Source organism: Spirosoma horti, from assembly GCF_054776595.1.
In genome coordinates this window covers 278,979-302,177 of sequence record NZ_BAAHBQ010000006.1, presented here as the reverse complement: position 1 = coordinate 302,177, position 23,199 = coordinate 278,979, and the positions used below count along the sequence as shown (strand labels likewise).

Annotated in this window: 25 protein-coding genes; 10 read left to right on the top strand and 15 right to left on the bottom strand. The window is 48.8% G+C overall.

Annotation, left to right across the window (positions count from 1 at the left end):
- Positions 1-15: 15 nt before the first annotated feature.
- The 11 genes from ACYVAM_RS19810 to ACYVAM_RS19760 all read right to left on the bottom strand — a co-directional run bounded on the left by ACYVAM_RS19810 (position 16) and on the right by ACYVAM_RS19760 (position 8,283).
- Positions 16-459, bottom strand: a complete 444-nt coding sequence (locus ACYVAM_RS19810) for an OsmC family protein (protein WP_461070181.1) — start codon at positions 457-459, stop codon at positions 16-18.
- An 81-nt stretch (positions 460-540) separates the two neighbouring features.
- Positions 541-1,179 carry an orotate phosphoribosyltransferase gene (gene pyrE, locus ACYVAM_RS19805; RefSeq protein WP_461070179.1) on the bottom strand — a complete coding sequence of 213 codons (639 nt, stop codon included), beginning with the start codon at positions 1,177-1,179 and terminating at the stop codon, positions 541-543.
- A gap of 31 nt (positions 1,180-1,210) precedes the next feature.
- Positions 1,211-2,491 carry a hemolysin family protein gene (locus ACYVAM_RS19800; protein ID WP_461070177.1) on the bottom strand — a complete coding sequence of 427 codons (1,281 nt, stop codon included), beginning with the start codon at positions 2,489-2,491 and terminating at the stop codon, positions 1,211-1,213.
- Positions 2,492-2,577: 86 nt separating this feature from the next.
- Positions 2,578-2,805, bottom strand: coding sequence for a hypothetical protein (locus ACYVAM_RS19795; protein WP_046574475.1), 228 nt, complete (start codon positions 2,803-2,805; stop codon positions 2,578-2,580).
- A gap of 91 nt (positions 2,806-2,896) precedes the next feature.
- Positions 2,897-5,578: a cytochrome c biogenesis protein CcsA gene (gene ccsA, locus ACYVAM_RS19790; RefSeq protein WP_461070175.1), complete on the bottom strand. Its 2,682-nt coding sequence runs from the start codon at positions 5,576-5,578 to the stop codon at positions 2,897-2,899.
- Between the two features lie 34 nt (positions 5,579-5,612).
- Positions 5,613-5,840, bottom strand: coding sequence for a hypothetical protein (locus ACYVAM_RS19785; protein ID WP_461070173.1), 228 nt, complete (start codon positions 5,838-5,840; stop codon positions 5,613-5,615).
- Positions 5,837-6,034 carry a hypothetical protein gene (locus tag ACYVAM_RS19780; RefSeq protein WP_461070172.1) on the bottom strand — a complete coding sequence of 66 codons (198 nt, stop codon included), beginning with the start codon at positions 6,032-6,034 and terminating at the stop codon, positions 5,837-5,839. The genes ACYVAM_RS19785 and ACYVAM_RS19780 overlap by 4 nt, the downstream gene beginning before the upstream one ends.
- A gap of 26 nt (positions 6,035-6,060) precedes the next feature.
- Positions 6,061-6,501, bottom strand: coding sequence for a cytochrome c maturation protein CcmE domain-containing protein (locus tag ACYVAM_RS19775; RefSeq protein WP_461070170.1), 441 nt, complete (start codon positions 6,499-6,501; stop codon positions 6,061-6,063).
- 59 nt (positions 6,502-6,560) lie between these two features.
- Positions 6,561-6,815: a CcmD family protein gene (locus ACYVAM_RS19770; protein ID WP_461070168.1), complete on the bottom strand. Its 255-nt coding sequence runs from the start codon at positions 6,813-6,815 to the stop codon at positions 6,561-6,563.
- A gap of 66 nt (positions 6,816-6,881) precedes the next feature.
- A complete protein-coding gene (gene ccsA, locus ACYVAM_RS19765; protein ID WP_461070166.1) occupies positions 6,882-7,541 on the bottom strand; it encodes a cytochrome c biogenesis protein CcsA in 660 nt (219 codons plus the stop codon).
- A gap of 67 nt (positions 7,542-7,608) precedes the next feature.
- Positions 7,609-8,283, bottom strand: coding sequence for a heme exporter protein CcmB (locus tag ACYVAM_RS19760; RefSeq protein ID WP_461070164.1), 675 nt, complete (start codon positions 8,281-8,283; stop codon positions 7,609-7,611).
- A gap of 230 nt (positions 8,284-8,513) precedes the next feature.
- Between ACYVAM_RS19760 and ACYVAM_RS19755 the strand changes: the two genes are divergently transcribed.
- The 3 genes from ACYVAM_RS19755 (at position 8,514) to feoB (ending at position 11,778) form a co-directional block, all read left to right on the top strand.
- Positions 8,514-9,278 carry a sulfite exporter TauE/SafE family protein gene (locus ACYVAM_RS19755; RefSeq protein ID WP_461070162.1) on the top strand — a complete coding sequence of 255 codons (765 nt, stop codon included), beginning with the start codon at positions 8,514-8,516 and terminating at the stop codon, positions 9,276-9,278.
- A 78-nt stretch (positions 9,279-9,356) separates the two neighbouring features.
- Positions 9,357-9,590, top strand: a complete 234-nt coding sequence (locus tag ACYVAM_RS19750) for a FeoA family protein (RefSeq protein ID WP_461070160.1) — start codon at positions 9,357-9,359, stop codon at positions 9,588-9,590.
- Between the two features lie 70 nt (positions 9,591-9,660).
- Entirely contained in the window at positions 9,661-11,778 is a 2,118-nt protein-coding gene (gene feoB, locus ACYVAM_RS19745) for a ferrous iron transport protein B (RefSeq protein ID WP_461070158.1), read from the top strand.
- Positions 11,779-12,166: 388 nt separating this feature from the next.
- On the opposite strand, the gene ACYVAM_RS19740 is transcribed toward feoB, so the two are convergent.
- The gene (locus ACYVAM_RS19740; protein WP_461070156.1) at positions 12,167-13,684 is read right to left on the bottom strand and encodes an NAD(P)H-hydrate dehydratase; all 1,518 of its coding nucleotides are present in this window, start codon (positions 13,682-13,684) and stop codon (positions 12,167-12,169) included.
- A 114-nt stretch (positions 13,685-13,798) separates the two neighbouring features.
- Between ACYVAM_RS19740 and rplS the strand changes: the two genes are divergently transcribed.
- The 3 genes from rplS (at position 13,799) to ACYVAM_RS19725 (ending at position 15,999) form a co-directional block, all read left to right on the top strand.
- The gene (gene rplS / locus ACYVAM_RS19735; protein ID WP_461070154.1) at positions 13,799-14,173 is read left to right on the top strand and encodes a 50S ribosomal protein L19; all 375 of its coding nucleotides are present in this window, start codon (positions 13,799-13,801) and stop codon (positions 14,171-14,173) included.
- Between the two features lie 79 nt (positions 14,174-14,252).
- A complete protein-coding gene (gene dapF, locus ACYVAM_RS19730; RefSeq protein WP_461070152.1) occupies positions 14,253-15,026 on the top strand; it encodes a diaminopimelate epimerase in 774 nt (257 codons plus the stop codon).
- 43 nt (positions 15,027-15,069) lie between these two features.
- Positions 15,070-15,999, top strand: a complete 930-nt coding sequence (locus tag ACYVAM_RS19725; RefSeq protein ID WP_461070150.1) for a bestrophin family protein — start codon at positions 15,070-15,072, stop codon at positions 15,997-15,999.
- Here ACYVAM_RS19725 and ACYVAM_RS19720 read toward each other — a convergent pair.
- A complete protein-coding gene (locus ACYVAM_RS19720) occupies positions 15,996-16,304 on the bottom strand; it encodes a rhodanese-like domain-containing protein (protein WP_461070148.1) in 309 nt (102 codons plus the stop codon). The two genes, ACYVAM_RS19725 and ACYVAM_RS19720, sit on opposite strands and share 4 nt — an antisense overlap.
- Positions 16,305-16,875: 571 nt before the next feature.
- Here ACYVAM_RS19720 and htpG point away from each other — a divergent pair.
- Positions 16,876-18,705: a molecular chaperone HtpG gene (htpG, locus tag ACYVAM_RS19715; RefSeq protein WP_461070147.1), complete on the top strand. Its 1,830-nt coding sequence runs from the start codon at positions 16,876-16,878 to the stop codon at positions 18,703-18,705.
- 91 nt (positions 18,706-18,796) lie between these two features.
- Here the strand turns inward: htpG and ACYVAM_RS19710 are convergent, their stop codons facing one another.
- Positions 18,797-19,432: a DUF4126 domain-containing protein gene (locus ACYVAM_RS19710; protein WP_461070145.1), complete on the bottom strand. Its 636-nt coding sequence runs from the start codon at positions 19,430-19,432 to the stop codon at positions 18,797-18,799.
- 109 nt (positions 19,433-19,541) lie between these two features.
- A complete protein-coding gene (locus ACYVAM_RS19705; RefSeq protein ID WP_461070143.1) occupies positions 19,542-21,032 on the bottom strand; it encodes an ATP-dependent DNA helicase in 1,491 nt (496 codons plus the stop codon).
- 139 nt (positions 21,033-21,171) lie between these two features.
- Here ACYVAM_RS19705 and ACYVAM_RS19700 point away from each other — a divergent pair, with 139 nt between their 5' ends.
- From ACYVAM_RS19700 to ACYVAM_RS19690, 3 genes are all read left to right on the top strand, one after another.
- A complete protein-coding gene (locus ACYVAM_RS19700) occupies positions 21,172-21,609 on the top strand; it encodes a CBS domain-containing protein (protein ID WP_461070141.1) in 438 nt (145 codons plus the stop codon).
- Between the two features lie 115 nt (positions 21,610-21,724).
- On the top strand, positions 21,725-22,222 hold the full coding sequence (locus tag ACYVAM_RS19695; RefSeq protein WP_461070139.1) for an NUDIX domain-containing protein: 498 nt from the start codon (positions 21,725-21,727) through the stop codon (positions 22,220-22,222).
- A gap of 75 nt (positions 22,223-22,297) precedes the next feature.
- Positions 22,298-23,188: a DUF3822 family protein gene (locus tag ACYVAM_RS19690; RefSeq protein ID WP_461070137.1), complete on the top strand. Its 891-nt coding sequence runs from the start codon at positions 22,298-22,300 to the stop codon at positions 23,186-23,188.
- Positions 23,189-23,199: the final 11 nt, after the last annotated feature.

The window sequence follows — 23,199 nt, the reverse complement described above, 5'->3', positions numbered from 1 at the left end:
TGGTAAACAAATGACTTAATCCGCGGCTTCAGGAATGCTCGGTACGTTGCTGGTAGATCGCATATCGTCAACCAGAATTGTGTTGAAATCGATGGGATTCTGAAGCGTTCGATGAACAGGGCATCGGTCAGCCATCTCCAATAGCCTTACTCGTTGTTCTTCGCTGAGGCTACCGTTCAGGATCAATCGTACTGTGAAAAGTGACCGTTTCGTTTCCGGGTCATTGGTGTAATCGACATGGGCAACGGCCGATTCGAGCGGCCAGCCTTTCCGGTCCGCATACATTCTCAGGGTCATGACGGTACAGGCAGCCAGCGATCCCGCCAGTAGCTCGCCCGGTCGCATGCCCTTATCCTGTCCACCAATGTCAACCGGCTCATCGGCCACAATAACCTGCGAATCCGTTGATAGATGCGTTTCGTAAGGCGTTCGCTGAATGCTTGCTGTAATTGTCGCCATGGTATTTAGTGTAGTGAATAAGATGAAATATAGACAAATAAATGTCAATCACCAGCTACCGGCAACGATTAGCGTATCAAGCTATTGACCCCACTGCGCCGGATTCTGTCGCCAGGAAGCTAACGAATCCATGGCGTCAGCCGATATATAATCGAGGGCCTGTGCTTCGATCAGAAGTGCATCATAATCACTGAGACACACCAGCGGCACGTTTGTACTGGCAAAATTCTGTTCTGCGATGGAGAATCCATAGGTAAAAATAGCGGCCATACCGACCACTTCAGCACCCACTGCCCGAAGCGCATTGACTACTTTCAGCGAACTGCCTCCCGTCGAAATTAAATCTTCAATAACAACAACCCGCTGGCCGGTGGACAGATGCCCTTCAATTTGCTTGCCCATGCCGTGTGCCTTGGGTTCCGGCCGTACATAACAATAGGGGAGCCCCAGCACATCGGCAACCAGCGCACCCTGAGGAATGCCCGCCGTAGCGACGCCCGCAATGACCTCAACCGATGGAAAGCGTTCGCGGATGGCATCCGCCAGTGCATTTTTGATATACGTACGTACTTCTGGGTAGGCCAGCGTCACTCGATTGTCGCAGTAAATAGGCGATTTCCAGCCTGAACTCCACGTAAACGGCTCATTAGGTTTGAGCCGGACAGCCTGTACCGCGAGTAAATGCCGCGCTACAGTTTTTTGAATAGATGATTTATTCACGATATAAGAGAATGGTAACGAAAGCAAAACGTTATTCCTTACTCAAATGGACCTTTACCGTATCGATTCGTGTACCGTCCATTGAGATAATGGTAAATGTAAATGGCGAAAATTCAATTACCTCGCCAACCCGAGGAACATCTTCATGCGTTTCTAAAATCAGACCGCCCAGCGTATCGTAATCCCCTTCGGGAATAGTCCAGCCGTAGGTTTTATTCAGATCCTCAATTTCGTGGCGGGCACTCAACAACCAGTTCGACTCATCTAGTTGCTGCTCTACCCAGTCTTCGTTTGTGTCGTATTCGTCCTGAATCTCACCGAAAATCTTTTCAACCATGTCTTCAACGCTCACAATGCCTGCCGTGCCGCCAAATTCGTCGACAACGAGGGCCAGACTTTTCCGTTCCGACAGAAAGCGTAAGAGTAAGTCCTGTGCGGGCATGGTTTCCGGTACAACGATAATAGGCGTAATGATTTCTGCAACCGTTGCTGGCTTTTTGAATAGGGCCAGGGCATGGCAGTAGCCGATCACATCGTCGATCGTATCGCGGTAGACCACAATTTTAGAGTGCCCACTGTCCTGAAAAGCTAACCGGAGATCCTCCACCGTATCCTCTACATCAATAGCATTAATTTCCGTCCGGGGCACCAGGCAATCGCGTACCCGTACATCCCGAAACTCAATGGCGTTGTTGAAGATCTTGGTGTCGACTTCTACGTCCTTTTCGGTATCAGCTTTCTGATTGAGTTGCTGGAGATAGTGGTTCAGGTCTGTCAAGCCGAAGACCGGACGGATTTCCGGATTGCGTTTGCCCAGTACGTACCGGATAAAAAATCTGGCCGTACCCACCAGGATCCGAACGATGGGGGCGATGGCTTTATAAATTACCCAAAGCGGTACCGCCAGTGCTTCCAGAAAACGGTCGGGGTGAATGAGGGCCAGGCTTTTGGGGATATAGTCTGCCAGGGGCAAAAAAATGACCGTCAGAATCAGGGTTTCGATGGAAATGAATACCGATTCGTGCGCAGCCCAGCTTTCGGGTAAGATAACCGTCAGAAAAGGGTTGAGAACGGTAACGCCCAAAACGGTATAAAGAACCAGAAAAAGCGTGTTCCCCGTTAGGGTGGTTCCAACGAATAAAATAGGATTCTTCAGAAAGTTCGATACCAGTTTTTCACTCAGTGGCCCCTGTTTGCTGTGCAACTCAAAATATAATCGGTTGACAGATACATAGGCCATCTCAACCGCCGAAAAAAAACCAGCCAGTACGAGAGCAAGTAAGGCACCGATTAATAGAGCGTAAGGTTCCAAATTTTAATGAAAAATGGTGAGTTATGGACGACGTGTTATGAATGAATTGGATTTGCCTGGGCTCATCATTTTTCATGCATAACGCATCATTTCTTTTTCTTCTTTCGGTCTTCGATCATTTGTTTGATCGTTGGCGAAACGGCTTTCTCCCGTTCGATTCGTTTATTCCGGACATATTGAAAGGCCAGAATAAACCCCAGAAACAGCATCAATAACCAATAACTATCACCGAAAGTGGTCCGCTGATATTCCGCAATCCAGATGACCAAAAAGCCAATGGAAACGGCTAAAAGAAGCATTTCGGAGAGTTTCATACGTATTGTTGCAGTTAGTGGTTCGTAGTCTGTAGCGTATAGAACGGATGTTACCGCATTGATACACTACAGACTACGAACCACTAACTCGTTAAACTGCTTTGCTTTGCATCTTGTTAAACTCCCGGTACCGCCGAACGGTGGCAATCAGGAAGCCGATCACAACGATCAGGGTGCCAATCCAGAGAATGTTGATTAATGGCTTTTCAATGGCTTTCATGACGATATAATCCCGCTGGGTCCGGTTGACGGCGAATGTGAATTTGCCCGTGCGCGGATCGATTTCGTTCAATTGCATCCGAACACCCAATTCATCGCTCACCTCGGCGGGGTGAGCCACCATCCGGTCTTTGATCACGAAAGCGGGGCTGATAATGTGTTCGCCATTTTTATCGAGCACCCGGACTTTAGCCCGAACGGCGGCATCATTTGGACCGATTTCAACGCCTTCAACTTCGTTTGTGCGGGCTACATCATCCAGAATAGCGACATAATCATTCAGGAAAAATGTATCCTTAATGGCAACGCTATAGGTTTCTGTTTTCTCCCAGGTGTTCTCTGCTTCCGGGTCCGGCACCGACGATACATACGTGTACATGTCCCGATCCGTCTTATGCCGAATGTCGGGTGAGGCCAGCAAGCCCATCCGTTCGTTTACCTGAGCGCGAGGATACAGGTTAAAGATCTTTCCACTAGGCTCCCGGTATTCAACCTGGTAATAGGTGTTTTCCGGATAGAGTGCAAGCGTATCGCCTTTCTTGTGGTAAACTTTACCATTTTGCTCAATGTCGCGCTGGGCAATACCGTGGAAATCGCCTTCAATGACCACAACGTCCTGACGGGGAATGTAACCTGGTACATCACGTGCCTCGATGCGCTTACCCCGGTAAGTAAGTTGATAGGGACCCATCCGCTCGGGCTGATTAAGCCACAGTAGCTTATTCTCTTTATTCTGCTTGTTGTTGTCTTTCGTAAACTCTTCCTGTTTGGAAATGAGTAGACCACTGTTGTTGAGCGAAATCACTTTGGTATAACCCGCTGAGTAAAGAATCCCGACCAGCATCAGGGCCATGCCAATGTGCGAAATAGCGCCCCCCGATAGCCGGTGATTACCCCGCATGACATTCAGCATAATGGTACCGTTCGTGACCAGAGCAAAAACCGAGGCTACTAACAAGGCCATGTAGACCGGATTTTTCATCTCGCCAAAAGCGATGAGAGCTGCACTAATGAGCATCGTCAGAATACCGGGCGTAATGAGCGCATCCCATTTTTTATTCTCCAGCTTACGCCACCACATGTATTGGCCAACGCCGGTCAGCAGCGCAATGACGACAAAGAACCAGATCTGGAATTTGCTGTAATGGGCTACCTGATCGGCAGGGAGCGCCAGATTTGAGATTTTACCGAACGATTCCAGTACCTTGTTATAAACCGGGATGGAGGTCGTCGCAATCACCTGAAAAGCGGCCAGGCAAAGGACGGTAGCCCCAATAAATACCCAGAACTCCTTGGTGTATACCGATGCTTCTTCTTTATCGGCCGGAATGTATTTCCACTTGCTGGCCGCCAGAATAACGGCTAGTACAATGAAAGCCATTAGATACAGCAACAACTGTCCCGATAAACCCAGATCAGTAAACGAGTGAACCGATGCGTTGCCCAGAATCCCACTTCTCGATAAGAAAGTAGAGTAGAGGATAAGCACAAACGTAGAAATTGTCAGGATAATGGCCATCTTCAGGCCTGTCGAACTACGTTTGGCGATCAGCATCGTATGTAATGCAGCCACCAGCACCAGCCAGGGAACGTACACCGCATTCTCGACGGGGTCCCAGTTCCAATATCCTTCAAAGTTGAGGGTTTCATACGCCCAGTAACCGCCCATCATGACACCGATGCCCAGAACCATACCGCCAATCAGTGTCCAGGGTAAGGCTGGCCGTATCCACTCGAGGGGTTGATTGCGCCACAACCCGGCAATGCAGTACGCAAACGGAACCAGCGCCAGGGCAAAGCCAAGGAACAGGGTTGGCGGGTGAATGACCATCCAGTAATTCTGGAGCAGTGGGTTCAATCCATTGCCATCTTTGGGCACAAAGGTTGGGTCAGCCGTAAAAATCGGCGCATCCGGCATGGCTTCGGTCAGCAGCAAAAACGGCGACGAGCCTACTTTAAACGAATCGCCGAAGATGACGCCCAAAATCATGGACGCTAGAAACGCCTGTACAAGGGCAAAAACGGCCATCATCGGTGCTTCCCATTGCCGGGATAACGAGCCTTTTCCGCTCGTGCGGATCAAGATAGCGCCCAAGACAGCATTCCAGAACAGCCACAACAGGAACGACCCTTCCTGGCCTTCCCAGAAACACGAGATCATGTACTGAACGGGAAGTGCCCGCGACGAGTGACTCCAGGCGTAATGATACTCGAAATAATGGTTGTAGATAATAAAAAAAAGGCTCGATGCCACACCAATAACGGCTGCCCCATGAATGTAGAAGGCCCAGCGTGCCAGCGTTCGCCAATCGTCCTTGTCGGCTGTTTCCTGCTGGTTGGTTTGGTTGGACGGCGTTTTATGTCGGGCCTTTTTGCTTCCCAGACTCGACTCACCGGCATAAGCCAGCTGGGGCTCCTCAACGGGTTCAACTTTTGAAATCTTGTTCCCCAATCCAAGCGCGGACAGGAAATAAGCGACCGTAGCGACGAGTGCCGTAACGAACGATAAAATGACGAAAAAATGGCCGAGTTGTCCGACTGTGGTATGTATCATTGACTAATAATTCTATCGTATTCTGCGTGAGAGCCTATCCAAACCAATACAATTCATTGTCTTCACGTATAGCCAACGCACGGAAATGATCCCCTATACGTGCAGCCCACAACTTATCTTTTCCACTTATTTCTTTAAAATGCAGTGAAGGATGCAACGGGTCAGCTTTTAAAAGACTAAAATTCTTGTCAGCTAATTCCTGAACTGTTTCGGATAAGTTATAATAATGTTTCCAAAACGTTGTCGTCGTATTATGATTCATAGAGGCTTTGTATTGCCCTTACGAATTTCTTCTCTTGCTTCATTCAGCAACGCATCTAATCGACCACCTTTCGCATCGGCTTCAATCTGCTTATCCCAACGATCATTAAAAAAATCAAAAAGACGAGTTACAAGGCCGTCTAATTCATCGGTTGGTAATTCTTTAGCGGCCTTTTCTATTTCCTGTACGCTCATACTTGTGCCAGTTTAGCCATAGTCATTTACAACTGTGCCGTTTTTGCTTCGTGTTCCGTCGTTTCCAGTTTACCATCCTGGTATTTCGATGGGCATTTCAGCAGAATCTTGTTGCACCGGAAATGATCGCCTTCCATCGAACCGATGATCACGATTTGCTCTGACCGGTCAAAATCCTGTGGCTTTGGACTATTGAAAATCACTTTTTGCGCCCGGTTGTCATTGTCAACCAGTGTAAATTCGAAGTGGTTCGGGTCGATGGCGGGGTTATACAACATATCTGTAATACGGCCCTGTGCATCTTTCTGAACCTTACCAACTACGTGAATCAGTTTATCGTCACCGTCCTGGGCGAGCTCCGTCGCCTGCTTGAAGGTAACATATGAACTAGCATCACCCGCTGTGGCCACGATTATGCCGATGGCTAAAGCGATGACGACAATACCAAAAATGTGAGAAAGCTTCATGTTGTTAAACTGGTTTAGTGACTGTGGCTTATCAGGCTTAGTGAACCACAAACCACGGACTATAAACTAAATTGCTTCTTTTGCTCCTGTACATCTTTCTCCAGCTTTCCGATCTGCCGGTCAAGCCGAATGAGGTAGATGATAATACCGGTAAAAACGGCCGCGATGACAGCCACTACTACCCAGATTTTCCCGTCGGCACGGAGCCGGTCGGCCATTTCGATACCATCGGCTACCGGCTGCTGGGCCATCAGCTTTTGGCTAAAAAGAAGGAACGTTGCCAGGAGACAGGTTAAGCGAAAAGGCAGTCGCATTGTCGTATGTAGTAGTTAGAAAAATAACGCAAAGATAAGCTGAATCATTCCGGAAGTGCTATGAGTTTAGTCATCTAAAGCAGCTTTCAGACGCCGGAACCGAACCCGCAGTTCCGTAATCCAGACACCCAGCAGGGTGAAGCCGATAACGGCCGGATAAAACACCATCCGAATCCGGTTATCCATGTCATACTTTCCAAAGGCCGGGTTACCGCCATTGCCAGGGTGCAACGAATCCGTTAGGCGTGGAACGATGAAAATGAGTGGCACAAATACGGCAAAGGCAAAAATGTTGTAGACCGCCGAAATGCGGGCCCGGCGTTGATCGTCGTCAAAAGAGCCGCGCAGAATCAGGTAAGCCAGGTACATAAGCATCCCCACGGCCACACTATTTAGTTTCGGATCATTGGGCCAGGGTTCGCCCCAGGTGAAATTAGCCCAGATCGAACCCGTCAGGCAACCCAGCAAGCCAAACAGAATGGCCGAATTGGCAAACTCAACCGCGACCAGATCATCGTCCAGACGACCACTGCGCAGGTACCGGATGGAGTAAATTGCCGAAGTCAGCAGCAGAACGATCATGCTGAACCAAAGCGGTACGTGGAAATAGACGTTCCGAATGCTCTCGTTCAAAATTGGCTGGCGTGGCACGACGCCCAGTAAGCCCTGTAAAATCACGTAGGTTAAAATCAAGACCGCTAGGGCCTTCCACCAATTTTTTTTCATTTAAGTAACGCGGACATTCTGTCCGCAGTAGTATGCAAATAAAGGCGGACAGGATGTCCGCGTTACATTAGCTCCGCCATAAAAACGGAAATAATAACCACGAAAGTGTCACCACAATGGCATCGATGGCCAACACGGTTGCAATTTCACTCCAGCTGACGCTCCGGTCAAGACCATCCAGGGCATTCTTGGAGACTTTCAGCAGCATGAGCAGCAATGGCAGAATGATGGGAAAGCTCAGCACGGCCATCAACGTTGCCGGGTTCTCTGCTTTGCTGGCAATGCCCGATACCAGGGTTAGCGATGAGGCAAAACCGATGGCACCCAGCAATAACGTAAGCAGATAAAGCGGTATATCGTTCACCGGATTACCCATCACAAAGGCATATACAGCAAAGCCTAAAAAGGCTAATACCAGCATGAGAATAGTGTTGTACAGAATTTTCGACAGGATAATCTGTTGCGGGCTGGCCAGCGTATAGTAATAGAGCTGACGCCCTGCCCGCTCCTGGACAAAACTTTTGGCAATGGCGTTAATGGCGGTAAACAGCAGGATGATCCAGAATAATGTATTCCAGACAATGGGCGTTAGTTGGCCACGTTTGGCATTGAAACTTAGGTAACACACAAACACCGCCCCGACAATATACAGCAGCATTCCGTTGAGCGCGTAGCGTTGTCGCCACTCCAGCAGAAATTCCTTCCGCATCAACGCGCTCATTTGCCGTACTGATTCTGCCATGCTCGATCTATTAATTCTGCAAATTTACGGCGCAATGCTGATGCGAAAAAGAAATAGTTTCACCTTCTGATGCGTACGTATGCTGGCCTGTTACGCTCAGCGCTTAGTCCGGTAAAATCGGGTTGGCGTTGATGCCGGAATTCTTTTAGTTTACAGCCAGCATGTTGGCATCAACAGCCTTCACACCTGTTACTTTTGTACCATTGCTGGTTTAGGTGTACGCTTACTTAATGGATTATTCTACCGTTCTGGTTCTTTGCAGTTTTTCGTTCCTCGCTGGTTTTGTCGACGCGATCATTGGTGGGGGAGGGCTAATTCAAACGCCCGCCATGCTCTTCACCCTGCCGCAGTATCCGGTGCCAACTTTGATTGGTACAACTAAGATTCCATCCCTGTTTGGCAGTCTGATGGGTGCTTTTCAATACACCCGACATGTAGCCGTCGTTGGTCGATTTATTGGTCCTATGATGGCCATTGCCTTTGGGGCATCATGGCTTGGCTCCTGGACGCTTTCGCAGGTGCCCAATAGCTTTATGAAACCGCTGGCACTCTTTATTCTGGTTGTGGTGTTTAGCTACACGTTTACCAAAAAGGATTTTGGGCAGGTCTCCAACCGAATCGTAACGGCCAAACAGCAGCGGATTCGCATGTGGAGTATGGGAGCGGTTATCGGCTTTTACGATGGGTTTTTTGGTCCGGGAACGGGTAGTTTCCTGGTGCTGGGATTTATTGCCCTGATCGGTTTCGATTTTCTCAAAGCAAGTGCTCACGCTAAATTGGTCAACGCGGCTACGAATCTTGCCAGTACCCTGTATTTTGTGAGTGAAGGTAAAATCCTGTATGCCCTGGCTTTCCCTATGGCGATCGCCAATCTGACCGGTGCTTTTTTAGGCGCACGACTGGCTATCCTGAAAGGCAATCGCTTTATACGCGTGTTCTTTCTGGCGCTTATCGCGGCAACAATTATCCGGTTTGCTTGGGATTTGCTACGATAGATTTGCATCAATAAACTTTCCGTTGTAATCTTGTGTTAATTAAACTGAATCTAAATAAAGATTAGCCTAAAGAAGACCATGAGCAACCGTAGCGTAGCTGACCTGAAAGTTGGAGAACGAGCCATCATTGAATCGTTCAATAATCAGTTGATGTCGCTAAAATTGCTCGAAATGGGCTGTTTACCCGGTTCTGAAATATGCTTGCACAGCAAAGCGCCCCTGGGTGATCCGATATGCCTGAATGTTGCCGGTTACTGCCTGGCTATGCGTAAGTCTGAAGCGGCTACGATTCTGATTCAGAACAAAGAATAACTGTACTTAACCATGCAGATGGTCCCGTCTTCATGCCTTGTGTAAGGACGGCTTCGTCTGAACCTGTGCCTTGAAATCGTCTTCTATAATTGCCCTTGTTGGCAACCCAAATGCCGGTAAATCGTCTTTATTTAACCAACTGACCGGCCTACGTCAGAAGACGGGTAACTTTCCTGGCGTCACCATGGACAAAAAGTCCGGAATGTGGCCCCTGGATGCGCAGACTTCGTCTATCGTTGTCGATCTTCCCGGCGTTTACTCCATTTATCCCAAGTCGTTAGACGAGCAGATCGTTACGGATATTCTGGCCAATCCCGATCACCCCGATTATCCCGATGTCGCTATTGTAGTGGTCGATGCCGCCAATCTTCACCGGAATCTGCTCCTCTTCACCCAGGTTATCGATTTGGGTGTGCCGACTGTTCTGGCGCTGAATATGCTGGACGTGGCCGAGCAGCAGGCCAAAGCCGTCAATGCCGTACGGTTGGCGATGCGGTTGGACGTACCTGTGGTTCGAATCAATGCCCGGACTGGTGAAGGAGTTGAGTTACTCAAAAAAGCTGTTCAGGAACAAATCAAAGCACCAACGCTGCCAGGCAAACTTTTCTTCGATCCGGCCGACGAAGCCGCAAACGTAATTGCGGATACCAAAACCCAATACCAGCTCGATAATAACTACCTCGCCTTACAGTACATCATTCAGCATGATGGGTTCTCGTTTCTGAACCGTCCTCAACAGATAGGTTTAGATGCTATCATTGATAAGTATCAGTTCAATGAGTCAACGTTTCAGGCGAACGAGACAATAACACGCTATAAACGTATAGCGGCAATCGTAGCGGAAGTCGTTACTGATAAACGTCCAGTCAACCAACCGACCTGGAGCCAGAAGCTTGATCGGATCTTATTGCATCCCGTTTGGGGATACGCCATTTTTGGCTTTGTGCTCCTGTTGATTTTTCAGGCCATTTTTGCCTGGGCACAGCCATTCATGGATGCTATTGACACAGGGGTTGCCTGGCTCAATGGGCAACTGAAAGAAAGCCTGCCCCCCGGTCCGCTCACCGATCTGCTTACGGATGGGATACTGGCCGGTATTGGCGGCATACTGGTTTTTATTCCCCAGATCGCCTTTCTGTTTCTGCTGATTGCTTTGCTGGAAGAATCGGGCTATATGTCGCGGGTGATGGTGATCATGGACCGGATCATGCGAAAATTCGGGTTGAATGGGCGAAGCGTTGTGCCACTTATATCGGGTGTGGCCTGTGCTGTTCCCGCCATTATGGCAACCCGTAGCATCGGTACCCGGCGCGACAGGCTCATTACGATTCTGGTAACACCGCTGATGAGTTGCTCGGCCCGACTGCCAATTTATACGATTTTAATTGCGCTGGTAGTGCCGAGTCAGCGCGTTCTGGGCGTTTTCAACCTTCAGGGATTAGCGTTGATGGGCCTGTACTTATTGGGTCTGGTTAGTGCTTTACTGGCGGCTTATGTATTGAAACTTTTTCTCAAAACAAAGGAGCGCGGGTACTTTATTATGGAATTGCCCACGTTCAAGCTGCCCCGCTGGAACCATGTTGGCTTAACAGTTTGGGAAAGTGTACGGTCGTTTGTATGGGAAGCCGGGCGAGTTATTCTGGCCATATCCATTGTCTTATGGGTGCTGGCTAGTTATGGGCCCGGCAATTCAATGGAGCAGGCTGAGGCTGATGTCCGCCGGCAAAATCCTACAGCTTCGGCGGACGAGTTGCAGAATCAAATCGCATCTGAACGACTTGAAGCTTCGTACGCCGGCAATTTCGGCCACTTTATTGAACCCGTGATTCGGCCACTTGGCTATGACTGGAAGATCGGTATTGCCTTGTTAAGCTCGTTTGCCGCCCGGGAGGTGTTCGTTGGTACGATGTCAACGATTTATAGTATTGGTGATGGAGCCGATGATGCCGGCATTACCATTCGGGAGCGGCTGCGGCAGGAACGGAATCCTGAAACAGGCCAGGCAATGTATACACCTGCGCTGGCCTGGTCATTGCTGGTATTTTATGTCTTCGCTATGATGTGTATGAGCACACTAGCCGCTACCCAACGGGAAACAAAAAGCTGGAAATGGCCAGCTGTACAGTTAGCGTACATGATGGTGCTGGCCTACGTTTCAGCGCTGGCTACTTATCAGTTTCTAAAGTAGCTGGGTATGAATCTTACCAAAGTAGTCCTTTGGCAATCATCGGATAAATGAAATAGTAGAGTATATAAGCAAACAAAGCCATTGTTAGTCCGCCCAGGGCAGTTGTTTGATCAAAAGATACTCGGTTCCTTCGGGAAGGACGGCTCGTACGCCAATCGCGCTGTACTGTTTGTTTCATTTTGTGCAGTAGTATGCTGTTTGATAATACTGACACAAATTTGGGACCTTGTTTTGGTCGTAAATAGAGCGAAAACCCGGAATCGGCTGAATACGTAGAACTACCTTTTTCCTCCTTCTCTAAATATTTCGTAAGCGGTAAGTTCAGGTGTATTATTACTCTATTTAGTTGTGTGGATATGTGGAACAAAATCCACACTAATTGGTGAATTTATTCCCATCGTAAGGCGTCGATCACGTCAGAAGCCGTCATACCAATTGGTCCGCGTTGCTGGGCCACGCGGTCTCCAGCCAGACCATGCGCAAAAACGCCAAGCACAGCCGCTTCGACCGGATCGTAGCCTTGCGCTAGCAAAGCCGTTAAAATACCCGTTAACACATCGCCAGTGCCACCCGTACTTAATCCAGGGTTGCCCGTCGAATTGAAGTGAATATCCCCATCGGGCGTCGTGATGGCAGAATGAGCACCTTTTAGAATGACGACTACCTGGTATTTCTTGGCAAACTCACGCAGAAGAGTCAACTTTTCATAATCGTCATTCCATTTTCTTGTGAGCCGTTGAAATTCCTTAGGATGCGGAGTCAGAATGCTGTTCTTGGGAAGATTTGCCAATGACTCACGGTTCTCAGCCAACAAATTCAGAGCGTCGGCATCGACAACAATCGGCTTTTTTAAGGCTGGTAATAGCCCTTTTAACATCGCCAGTGTTTCGGGAGCTTTGCCAATGCCCGGACCGACGCCAATCGTCGAATAATCAGCCGGATCAATGCTTTCATTGCCTGAATGGCCTGCTGGAGCGGTTCCGGTGAGTACATTCTGGTGCCGGTCGGGGCTACACATTGCTTCGGGGACGCTTGTCTGTACAATGGTGTAACCACACTGCGGTACCTGTACTGTCAACAACCCTACCCCCGACCGCAGGCAGGCCCGGGCGGCCAAAACGGCTGCGCCAATTTTCCCGTAACTACCCACCAGCAACAAGGCATGACCAAAGGTGCCCTTGTTCGAAAATCGGTCCCGTTTGTGGAGCAACAGGCGGGCTTCGTCGGGTTGGGTAAAATAATAAGGCGTTGGCGCCAGGTCAATGAATCGTTTATGTAGCCGAATGTCCAATAACTGCCAGTCACCTACGTAAGGCCCGTTTTGGGGCATCATAAAGGCCAGTTTGGGTAGCTGAAAGGAAAGCGTATAATCGGGCTCGATAATGACATCAGTCGGGCTATTGGGCTGATCGGTATAAAGTCCGCTCGCAATGTCAACCGAAACAACCGTGGCCGGAGCGCGGTTGATCGCTTTGATGGTGTCACTGACAATGCCTTCGGTTGGGCGCGACAAACCCGAACCCAGAATAGCGTCGATAACAACGTCGTTGTGTCGTATAGCTGGGATATCGGTCGCTGATTCAATGTAATGAACGTTTTCAGTGACGAGCTTGAGCCGCCGGTGGTTATGCATGAAATCATCCGACTCGCGGGGAGCATACCGCACAACGAAAATGTCGATGGGGTATTCTCGCTCCAGTAGCAAACGGGCAATGGCCAGACCGTCGCCCCCATTATTACCCAGCCCACAGAAAATTTTTGTTTTTGTTTTGTTCGAAAAGTGGTCAACGAACCAGTCGACAAAGGTGAGCGCGGCTCGCTCCATTAAATTAATTGGCGCTATCGGTTCGTGTTGTATTGTCGATTGGTCGAGGGAACGAATTTGATCAACGTTCAGTATTTTCATAAAGTTGGTTATTGGTGCCGCACGTAATTTTGCAAAAGTATTTTCTCCTACTGAGAAAATTACTATCTTTGCGGCTCATTTCGCAAATAGTTATCTGGCGATTTATATACGGTCATGAGCGAGTTAATCAAATTAGTGGAGGCAGACAACGCGCAGCGTCGCACCGAGTTGCCCACATTCCGGGCGGGTGATACGGTGAACGTACACGTTAAAATCCGCGAAGGAAATAAGGAACGTGTTCAGGTGTTTACAGGAACGGTGATTCAACGCCGTAATCCAAGCACCGGTGGCGAGACTTTTACAGTCCGCAAAGTATCAAATGGCGTTGGCGTTGAACGGATTTTCCCGCTTCTGTCACCCAATATCGACAAAGTCGAGATCGTCCGTCTGGGCAAGGTTCGTCGTGCGCGCCTATTCTATCTTCGCGGCCGTCAGGGTAAAGCTGCTCGTGTTAAAGAGCGTAAAGCAAAAGTAGTTGCAGCAGCTTAATTGCCTCGATTTTGTACAACAATGTTGAAAAAGCTGTCTGTGAAGACGGCTTTTTTTGTATTCAATTGGCCCACGTCATATGGACTTTTTCAAATACCAGGGTACCGGCAACGACTTTATTTTGATCGATGACCGCTCTAAAACGTTTCCCGCAGCCAACCAGGCGCTGATCGAACAACTATGCCACCGCCGGTTCGGCATTGGAGCCGATGGGTTGATTCTGCTTCAACCTGATTCGGATTATGACTTTCGGATGGTCTATTTCAACGCCGATGGAGCGGAAGGCAGCATGTGTGGCAACGGCGGGCGATGTATCGTCCGGTTTGCCCACGATCTGGGTATTTTTGATCGGGAAACACGGTTCATTGCCGTAGACGGCGAACACACGGCCGTTGTCGATGAAGAAACTGTTTCACTGAAAATGAGCCCTGTATCCGGGATCGATGGTCGGGATGGGCTCACGTTCCTGAACACTGGCTCACCCCACGTTGTCTTATTTGTCGATGATCTGGAGTCGCTCGATGTCGTGGCTGAGGGTCGTGCCATTCGGTACAGCGATTCATTTCATCCCGGTGGTACGAACGTGAACTATGCACAGGTGCTTGCCGATGACACCGTTTTTGTCAGAACCTATGAACGGGGTGTTGAGGACGAAACCTATTCCTGCGGAACGGGAGTAACGGCGGTTGCGTTAGCCGCTCACCAGCAACTGGCTATGACGGGTCCCGTTGCGATCAAAACAATTGGTGGCAACCTGCGCGTGTCCTTCAATCAATCGGCCGACGGCAAATTCGATACTATTTACCTGATTGGCCCCGCCAAACGTGTTTTTGCGGGAAGCATAACTGTTTAGCGCCTTAGGCCGTTAATCAAAAAGCGAATTACTCAACAACCTGATGATTATTTATAAGAGTAAAGGATTATTACCATCTATATGGCATTTTCACACGGGTCCTACTGCTAAACGATTACTGCGCCAGTTGATTGTCGTTGCTGTTTATGTAACGCTGGTTACGATTGGCGAAATGACTTTCCTCGACATACGTTTGAAAGATACGCCTGGTTCTTTTCTGAGCGCCATGGGTATTTTGCTTAGCCTGTTGCTTATTTTCAGGACGAATACCGCTTACGACCGCTTTTATGAAGGCCGCCAGGCCTGGGGTACACTGGTCAATAATTGCCGTAATCTGGCTATTTTTTTTAACGCTGTTCTGCCCGAGGGCGACATCAGCAGCCGACACTTTTTTGCTAAAGCCATTTCTAACTTTCCTGTCGCGTTAAAAAACCATTTGCGCGATATAGCTGATGTGAGTGAATTAGACATGGTGGAGGAAGGGGAGCGACGTGATCTTAGGAATTTCGATCATAAACCGGCGGGTGTAGCTAATCAGCTTTGGGTAAAAACTGAAATTCTCTATCGAGAAGGGCACATCTCGGAATCGCAACACATTAACCTCAATCAGCATTTAACCACCCTTATGGATGTCTGTGGGATCTGTGAACGGATCAAAAGTACGCCCATTCCGTTCTCCTACGCGCTGTTTATTAAGCTGTTTATCATGCTCTACGTCATGATGCTGCCGTTCACTGTAATCACCGCCTTTGGCTACCTGACAATCCCGGTCGTTCTACTAACGTCATACATTCTGGTCGGTCTCGAACTGATTGGTGAGGAAATAGAGGAGCCTTTCGGGTTAGAACGGAATGACCTTCCACTGAGTCAGTTAAGCCAGTTGATTCGGGTGAACGTACACGATATTCTACAGATTCATCTGCCCCATGTAGAAAAACAGGCTGCCAAGCCGGGTTTCACTATCGTGACCTAATCAACGGCTTCAATAATGCCGCCATGCAGATGATAGATCGTCTTGTCCTGAAATTCTGCCTGACGGAGCAGATCTTTGGCCGCTACCCGGCTCCGTACGCCATTGGTGCAAATGACGACCAGCGCCTGATAGGGCAGGAGCTCTGCTTTCCGGGTGCGAATATCAGGTAGCGGTACATTGAGGCCGCCGATATTGAATTCGTCAAACTCCCACTCGTCCCGCACATCGATAATCGCCGTGTGCGGTTGGTGGCGAAGTTCCTGCAATTCGTGTAAGGTTATGTCCGTATAAGCGTGTGTAAGCATATGCAGGCATAACAGCTAATGTTAATGAGCTGTTCGTTTACGTCAGCGTTTCGTGATTTCCAGGATATCAATTTCAGGAACCGTCGGGCTTACCCAGCCGCAATGAATTATGACTCGTTTGCCGGTTTCCCTATATAAGACTTTGACTGGCACTCTATTTGGATTGACTTGACCAGGAGCTATGCTTAATTGGGCCCGCTTCACTGTATATAAACTACTGGCGGAAGGCTTATACTGACTAGCTTGAACCGATAAACTATCTTTATCCTGTTCGATGTACAATTCACAACCATCCGCGTAGCGGCTGTAATCATTGATAAACCCAAATAGTACACGATCTGGACCAACAGTGTTGCCACGCTTGAATTGGCAACTAACCAAAACGACAAGCAGTAAATACCAGGTAAGTCTCATGTTCAGGCAGCATCATTTCTTTCGTGGACCCATCTAGTGTGATAAACGTTGTAACAGGATATTAAAGGAAAAAATCTGTCAATGTGTCATAGACGAGTAGGGTGGAACAGGATTTGACGTCGCCTGAATAGATTCATAATCTCATTCTGACTAAATTATGGAAGCAGTACAAAACGAAAAGGGCCAGATTTCGATTCACACCGAGAACATCTTTCCCATCATTAAAAAATTCCTTTACTCGGACCACGAGATTTTCCTGCGGGAATTGGTATCAAACGCCGTAGATGCTACGCAAAAATTGCGTCAGCTGGCATCTTTCGGCGAATTTGGGGGCGAATTAGGTGATTTAAAAGTTACTGTGTCGCTCGATGAGACCGCCAAAACGATCACCATCAGTGACAATGGCCTCGGCATGACGGCCGATGAAATCAAAAAGTATATCAACCAGATTGCCTTCTCTGGCGCAACCGACTTTCTGGAAAAATATAAAGACAAAACCGACGACAAAGGTCAGATCATCGGTCATTTTGGCTTGGGTTTCTACTCCGCCTTCATGGTGGCTGAAACGGTCGACATTATTACGAAATCCTACAGAGACGGCTCCGAAGCTGTTCGCTGGACGTGTGATGGCTCAACCGAATTTGAATTAGCACCCGCCGAACGTGCTGACCGCGGAACAGATATTATTCTGCACATCGCGCCGGATTCGGAGGAGTTCCTGAATAAAGGTCGCTTACAGGGCATTCTGGATAAATACGCTCGTTTCTTACCGGTGCCGGTGGAGTTCGACGGGAAGGTGGTGAACAATACGACCCCGATCTGGACAAAATCGCCTTCGGAGCTGACCGACGAAGATTATAAAAACTTCTATCGGGAATTGTATCCAATGAGCGAGGAGCCCTTGTTCTGGATTCATCTGAATGTCGACTATCCGTTCAATCTAACGGGTATTCTGTACTTCCCGCGTATTAAAAATGAACTGCGTTTTCAGCGCGAGAAAATCCAGCTGTATAGCCGCCAGGTATTTATTACCGACGAGGTGAAGGACGTTGTGCCTGACTTCCTGATGATGCTGCATGGCGTTATCGACTCACCCGATATTCCGCTTAACGTATCGCGCAGCTTCCTGCAGTCGGACACTAACGTTAAGAAAATAAACGGCTACATTACCCGTAAGGTAGCTGATAAATTAAATGACCTGTTTAATGCCGACCGGAAGTCGTTTGAAGAGAAGTTCGATGATATTGGCCTGTTTATCAAATATGGTATCCTGAGCGACGATAAGTTCTGGGAGAAAGCCAAAAACTTCGTCTTACTTAAAAATACGGAAGGCTCGTTTGCCACACTGGACGAATACCGCGAGAAAGTACAGGCGAATCAGACCGATAAAAATGAAACGCTGGTGCTGCTCTACACATCGGATCGTAAACAGCAGGATGCGTACATCGAATCGGCCCGTCGTCGGGGGTACGATGTTTTGCTGATGGATAATGTTATTGACGCTCACTTTATCAATGCCCTTGAGCAAAAGCTCGAAAAAGTCAACTTCCAGCGCGTTGACGCCGATACACTTGATAAGCTGATCGATAAGGGACTGAATAACGAAAGCGTTCTGTCAGAAGCCGACAAAACGAAATTGAAGGAAGTGTTCGATCAGGTGCTGGACAACAAGATGCTTAACGTAAGCATTGAAGCCCAGCCAATCGACGAGCTACCCGTTACGATTACGTTGCCGGAGTTCATGCGCCGGATGAAGGATATGTCGGCCCTGTCGGGTGAGCAATCGTTCTACGGAAATTTCCCGATGACGCATAATGTGGTCGTTAATGCGAACCACCCATTGATCGGCAAAATTCTGGCCGAAACCGACGCCGACGTACAGAAAGCACTGGTAAAACAAGTCTATGACCTGGCCCTGCTTTCGCAGAACATGCTGACTGGTGCTGACTTAACCGCGTTTGTGAAGCGGACGGTGGCGACCTTGTAGTCTGAACCGGGATTTTTGTGATTATTCTGATAGACTATGATTGCTTTAAATCAAGGTAATCAGAATAATCACAAAAATCCCGGTTCAGATTTTACCCCCGCCCGTTGCTGCTTCGCGGGATCTGGCTGATGGGCCCGCCCGCCTGTTTGGCTGAGGCTCGCGTAAACCATACTTTCCGCCGGGATACCAGGCGGCCGATGATAAAAATAAGGATCAGGGCAATGATGACTATGGCAACGAGTGGTAAAAAAATTGTAAAGACGGATAAACCAAACGAGGCTACATTTTCACCGGTGGCTACCACCGGATTTGCGGCTCCACCGGTCGCTGCTGTTGAGCCGAGCCGTAGTAAGCTGGTTCCCGCCTGAACGATTCCGGCCGAACTACCGCCCAGCATCAGGCCAAGGCCCCAATGAATCACGGGGTTATCAATGTGCAGAAAAGAGGTACTGAGTAAAGTGCCCGCAATAATGGATGCCGGTGTGGCAACCGTATCGAGCAGATTGTCGAGCCAGGGAATATAATAGGCGCCAACTTCAAAGACCGTGGCCACCGTGAGGCCGAGCAGAGCTGGCCATCCCGCCAGCCATTCAAAACCAGTCATTGTACCAATCAGGCCGAGCTTTGTCGCTACACTGGCAATCAACAGAGGCACAAACACTCGAAACCCGCAGCAGGCAGCCAGGCCAACGCCAATGCAGGCACTCATAATCCAGTCGAGGGACATACTATTTGGGTTTACAGTTTGTGGTTGCGGTTCCCCGTTGGGACTGATCCAAAGGTAGCTACCCGTTAGCCAACCACAAACCACAAACTGTAAACCCAAAAACGGTAAACTAGTTAAAAAACTGCGGATTGAAATTCATCAGGAAGGCTTCGTCCGTTGCGCGGGTCAGAGCGGTATATAACCACCGCACAAATTCGTCGTTTACCTGACCTTCGGGCAAAAAGCCCTGATCGACGAAAACAGCGCTCCATTGGCCGCCCTGTGCCTTATGGCACGTGAGCGCATAGGCAAACTTAACCTGTAGGGCGTTTAAATAAGGATCGCGCCGGATTGCTTCGGAGCGCTCCTTTTTGCTCTTGATGTAGAAGTAATCTTTCGAGACACTTTCGTACAAGGCCTTATATTGATCGGCGGTTAAGGAGGGCACAGGCGTATGCAGCGTATCGAGCATGATTTTTGCGTCGAAATCAGGCTGCTCTTCATAATCGACCAGGTGCAGCGTCACCGTCGCAAACCGAAAGCCGTGCATTTCTTCTTTATTACGAATCTTTTGCACTTCCGCAAACTCACCGTTCGCCAGAAACCCCGCCGGAGAGTCTTCGTCCAGCACCGTATAATTGTTTCGGGCAATCATCAGCATATCGCCCGCATCGAGTTCTTCCTCGCACTGGTCGATCATCCGCCGAACAAACTGGTTGTACTGCACCGCTGTCTTGTTGGATCGGCAGATAATGGCCGTATTCTCGCGACCATATTTGTCGTACGCATACCGAATGCCATCTTCCAGTTTCATCAGGGGCATTTTATAAATGTCATTGAACGATCGGACGTTGAGCTGAATCGGTGGCATTTCAGTGGGTGAACTGGCAGGATTATCGGTAAGCAGGGCATCGAACCCAACGGCTTTGGGCGTTGATGAAATACCGTCCAGTAACATCCGCAGGCTGGTTGCATTGTATAAAATGCCCGATTCTTCGTCCTGTCGCATGACTTCTGTCAATTCCTGTTCATAAACCGTCATGTCGAAGGCACTGGCCAGAAACCCCCGGTCCAGGGCCGGGCTCAGCTCACGGCCAACGGGGGGGAGCTGAGCCGTATCTCCCACGAGCATTAGCTTATTGCCCGGATTTTCGAAAACATAATCAATCAGGTCCGTTAGGAGTCCTTTGCCACCAAAGTCCGCTTCGTCCGAGATCATCGATGCCTCGTCGACAATAAACAGCGTGTCTTCGTGGTAATTTTTTTGCCGCTGAAAGGCCAGGCTCCCTGAACCCGGCTCGGCCACCTGCCGATAAATTTTCCGGTGAATGGTTTGGGCAGCTTTCTTGGCGTAATTCGTCATTACTTTGGCTGCCCGACCAGTAGGGGCCAGCAGCACCGATTTATAGCCAAATCGGGGGAGTACTTTTATGAGTGTGCCAACGAGTGTCGTTTTTCCGGTACCGGCATAGCCGCGTAGTAAAAAGCAGTCGCGATAATGTTCAACTTCCTGGGGAGTAATGAATTGGCCAATCTGTTCGAAGAACTGTTTCTGGCCGGGAGTAGGCTTAAAAGGGAAACGTTTGGCCAGCAAATCGGCGGCCGCTTGGGTTTCGTTCATGGGACTAATTTACGAAAAAAGGAGCAAACGGGAAAGGAGAAAAAGACCGTCGTTTTTTAATTTTTAATCCTTTTTTCATTCCGTCTTTCGGCCTTACGCCCTTTTTCTTATATTCACCCTCTACTAAACCTTTACCCCAATGAACATACGTCAAATACTTCAGGGAAAGTCTGTTAACGCGCTTTACAGCGTCTCGTCTGACCAAACCGTGCTGGATGGACTCAAGGTTATGGCCGACAAAAATATAGGCGCTTTACTCGTCGTTGATGATGGCGAATTGACCGGCATTTTTTCGGAGCGTGACTATGCCCGCAAAGTGATCCTGAAAGATCGCCACTCCGACGATACCCGCATTGCTGATGTTATGACGGCAAATGTGATCACCATTGAGCCCGAGCAGTCCCTGGAGGATTGTATGGTCATCATGTCTGATCGGCACATTCGCCACTTGCCGGTGATGGAACAGGGAAGCCTGATCGGGATTATCTCCATCAACGACGTAGTCACGGCCATTATCCGTGATCAGAAAACCCGAATCGACTCCCTCGAAAGCTACATCTCCGGAAGCCCGTATTGATAAATGATGAATTATCACTGATGAAGGATGAATTGGTTGATGTACGATTCATCCTTCATCAGTGATAATTCATCAGTAAAAACTTACCTTTGCGTCCCCAAATGCATCGTATACCGTGACGCAAGTAGCTGATAATCCTCGGGAAGAGGTACTTAAATTGTATGGAAACCGGCTTCGGCTGCGTGTTTGTGGCCTTTATCGGGAAGGTGACCAATTATTGATGGTCCGCCATCGGGGTATTGGCCCAACCGATACGTTCTGGTGCCCCCCCGGCGGTGGTGCTCAATTTAGTGAAACGGCCCCCGCAGCGCTGGTACGGGAGTTCATCGAAGAAACCGGGCTGGAGATTGAAATCGGCGATATGCTGTTTGTGAATGAGTTCATGCAACCGCCCCTCCATGCTATGGAATTGTTTTTCGAGGTGAAGGTAACCGGAGGAGTGCTCCGGCAGGGAGTTGATCCGGAAATGAGTCTCGATGGACAAATCATTGAAGAAGTTCGACTGATGAGCTTTGAGGAAATCAAAAGTTACCCACCCGAAGAAGTACATGCGATGTTCCGCTACTGCAACTCGCTGGATGATGTTTTTAAGCTGAGCGGCTATTTACAATAAAACATTGAGAAGTAATGGCCCGTTTTATCTATGTTTATCTTTTGATCCACTCGTAAACTTCAGTTGTCCGATATTGTGCAAATCGCTGTGACCCTTACGCCCACTATTTCCATTGGTTCTGACTTATTCGATCCACGGCTGACCGAAAATTCGGTATTAAGTCTGGAGGTCGGTCGAGACCGATTCCGGTTACTGGTGCAGGATAAAGGAGGGCGTGGTATTTATCTCAATGATTACGCATTTTCGTCCCTGCTGAGTGATCGATCAATAACGGGCATTTTGCCGGAGATATTTCGCCAGCATCCGGTACTATCGGCCGGGCCGTGGCAAGAGATTCGGATCGGCGTTAATTCGCCTTCCTTTACGCTAATACCCGCTCCTCTTTTTCGAAAAGAATATGCTGGTAGTTATTTGGCACTGATGCGGGGAAGTGCGCTGCCTGCTCATGAGTTTGCTCAATCCTTCTTGCATCGATCTGAAGGATTTTTATCCGTATTCAATCTTGAACACCCGTTGGCTGACTTCTTTTCGGAGATGTATCCACTTCAGCCTCTAACGTTTGTTCATCAGGTAAGTGCGCTGATACAGGCCACCGCCGACCTTGACCGCCATGCGCTGACGCCCGATAACCTGTATCTGTTTTTCGAAGATGAATTTGTAACGGTCATCTACCGTCAGGCACATCAGGTGCGCTACTGCAATCGGTTTGGTTATAAAAATGTGCAGGATCTGACCTATTATATTCTGTATGTGCTCGATGAACAGAAACTAAATCCTATGCAGACTCGGGTTTCTTTATTTGGCGAGATTACGCCATTCGCTGAGTCGTATGCGGAGTTAAGTCGTTTTTTACCCAACCTGGCCTTTGGGCAAACGCCACCAGGTTTATCCATTGCTGCCGATTTCAATGACCTGCCCGATCATCGGTATCTTAGTTTATACGGGTTAGGCTTAATGGGTGAATAAGGGATTCATCT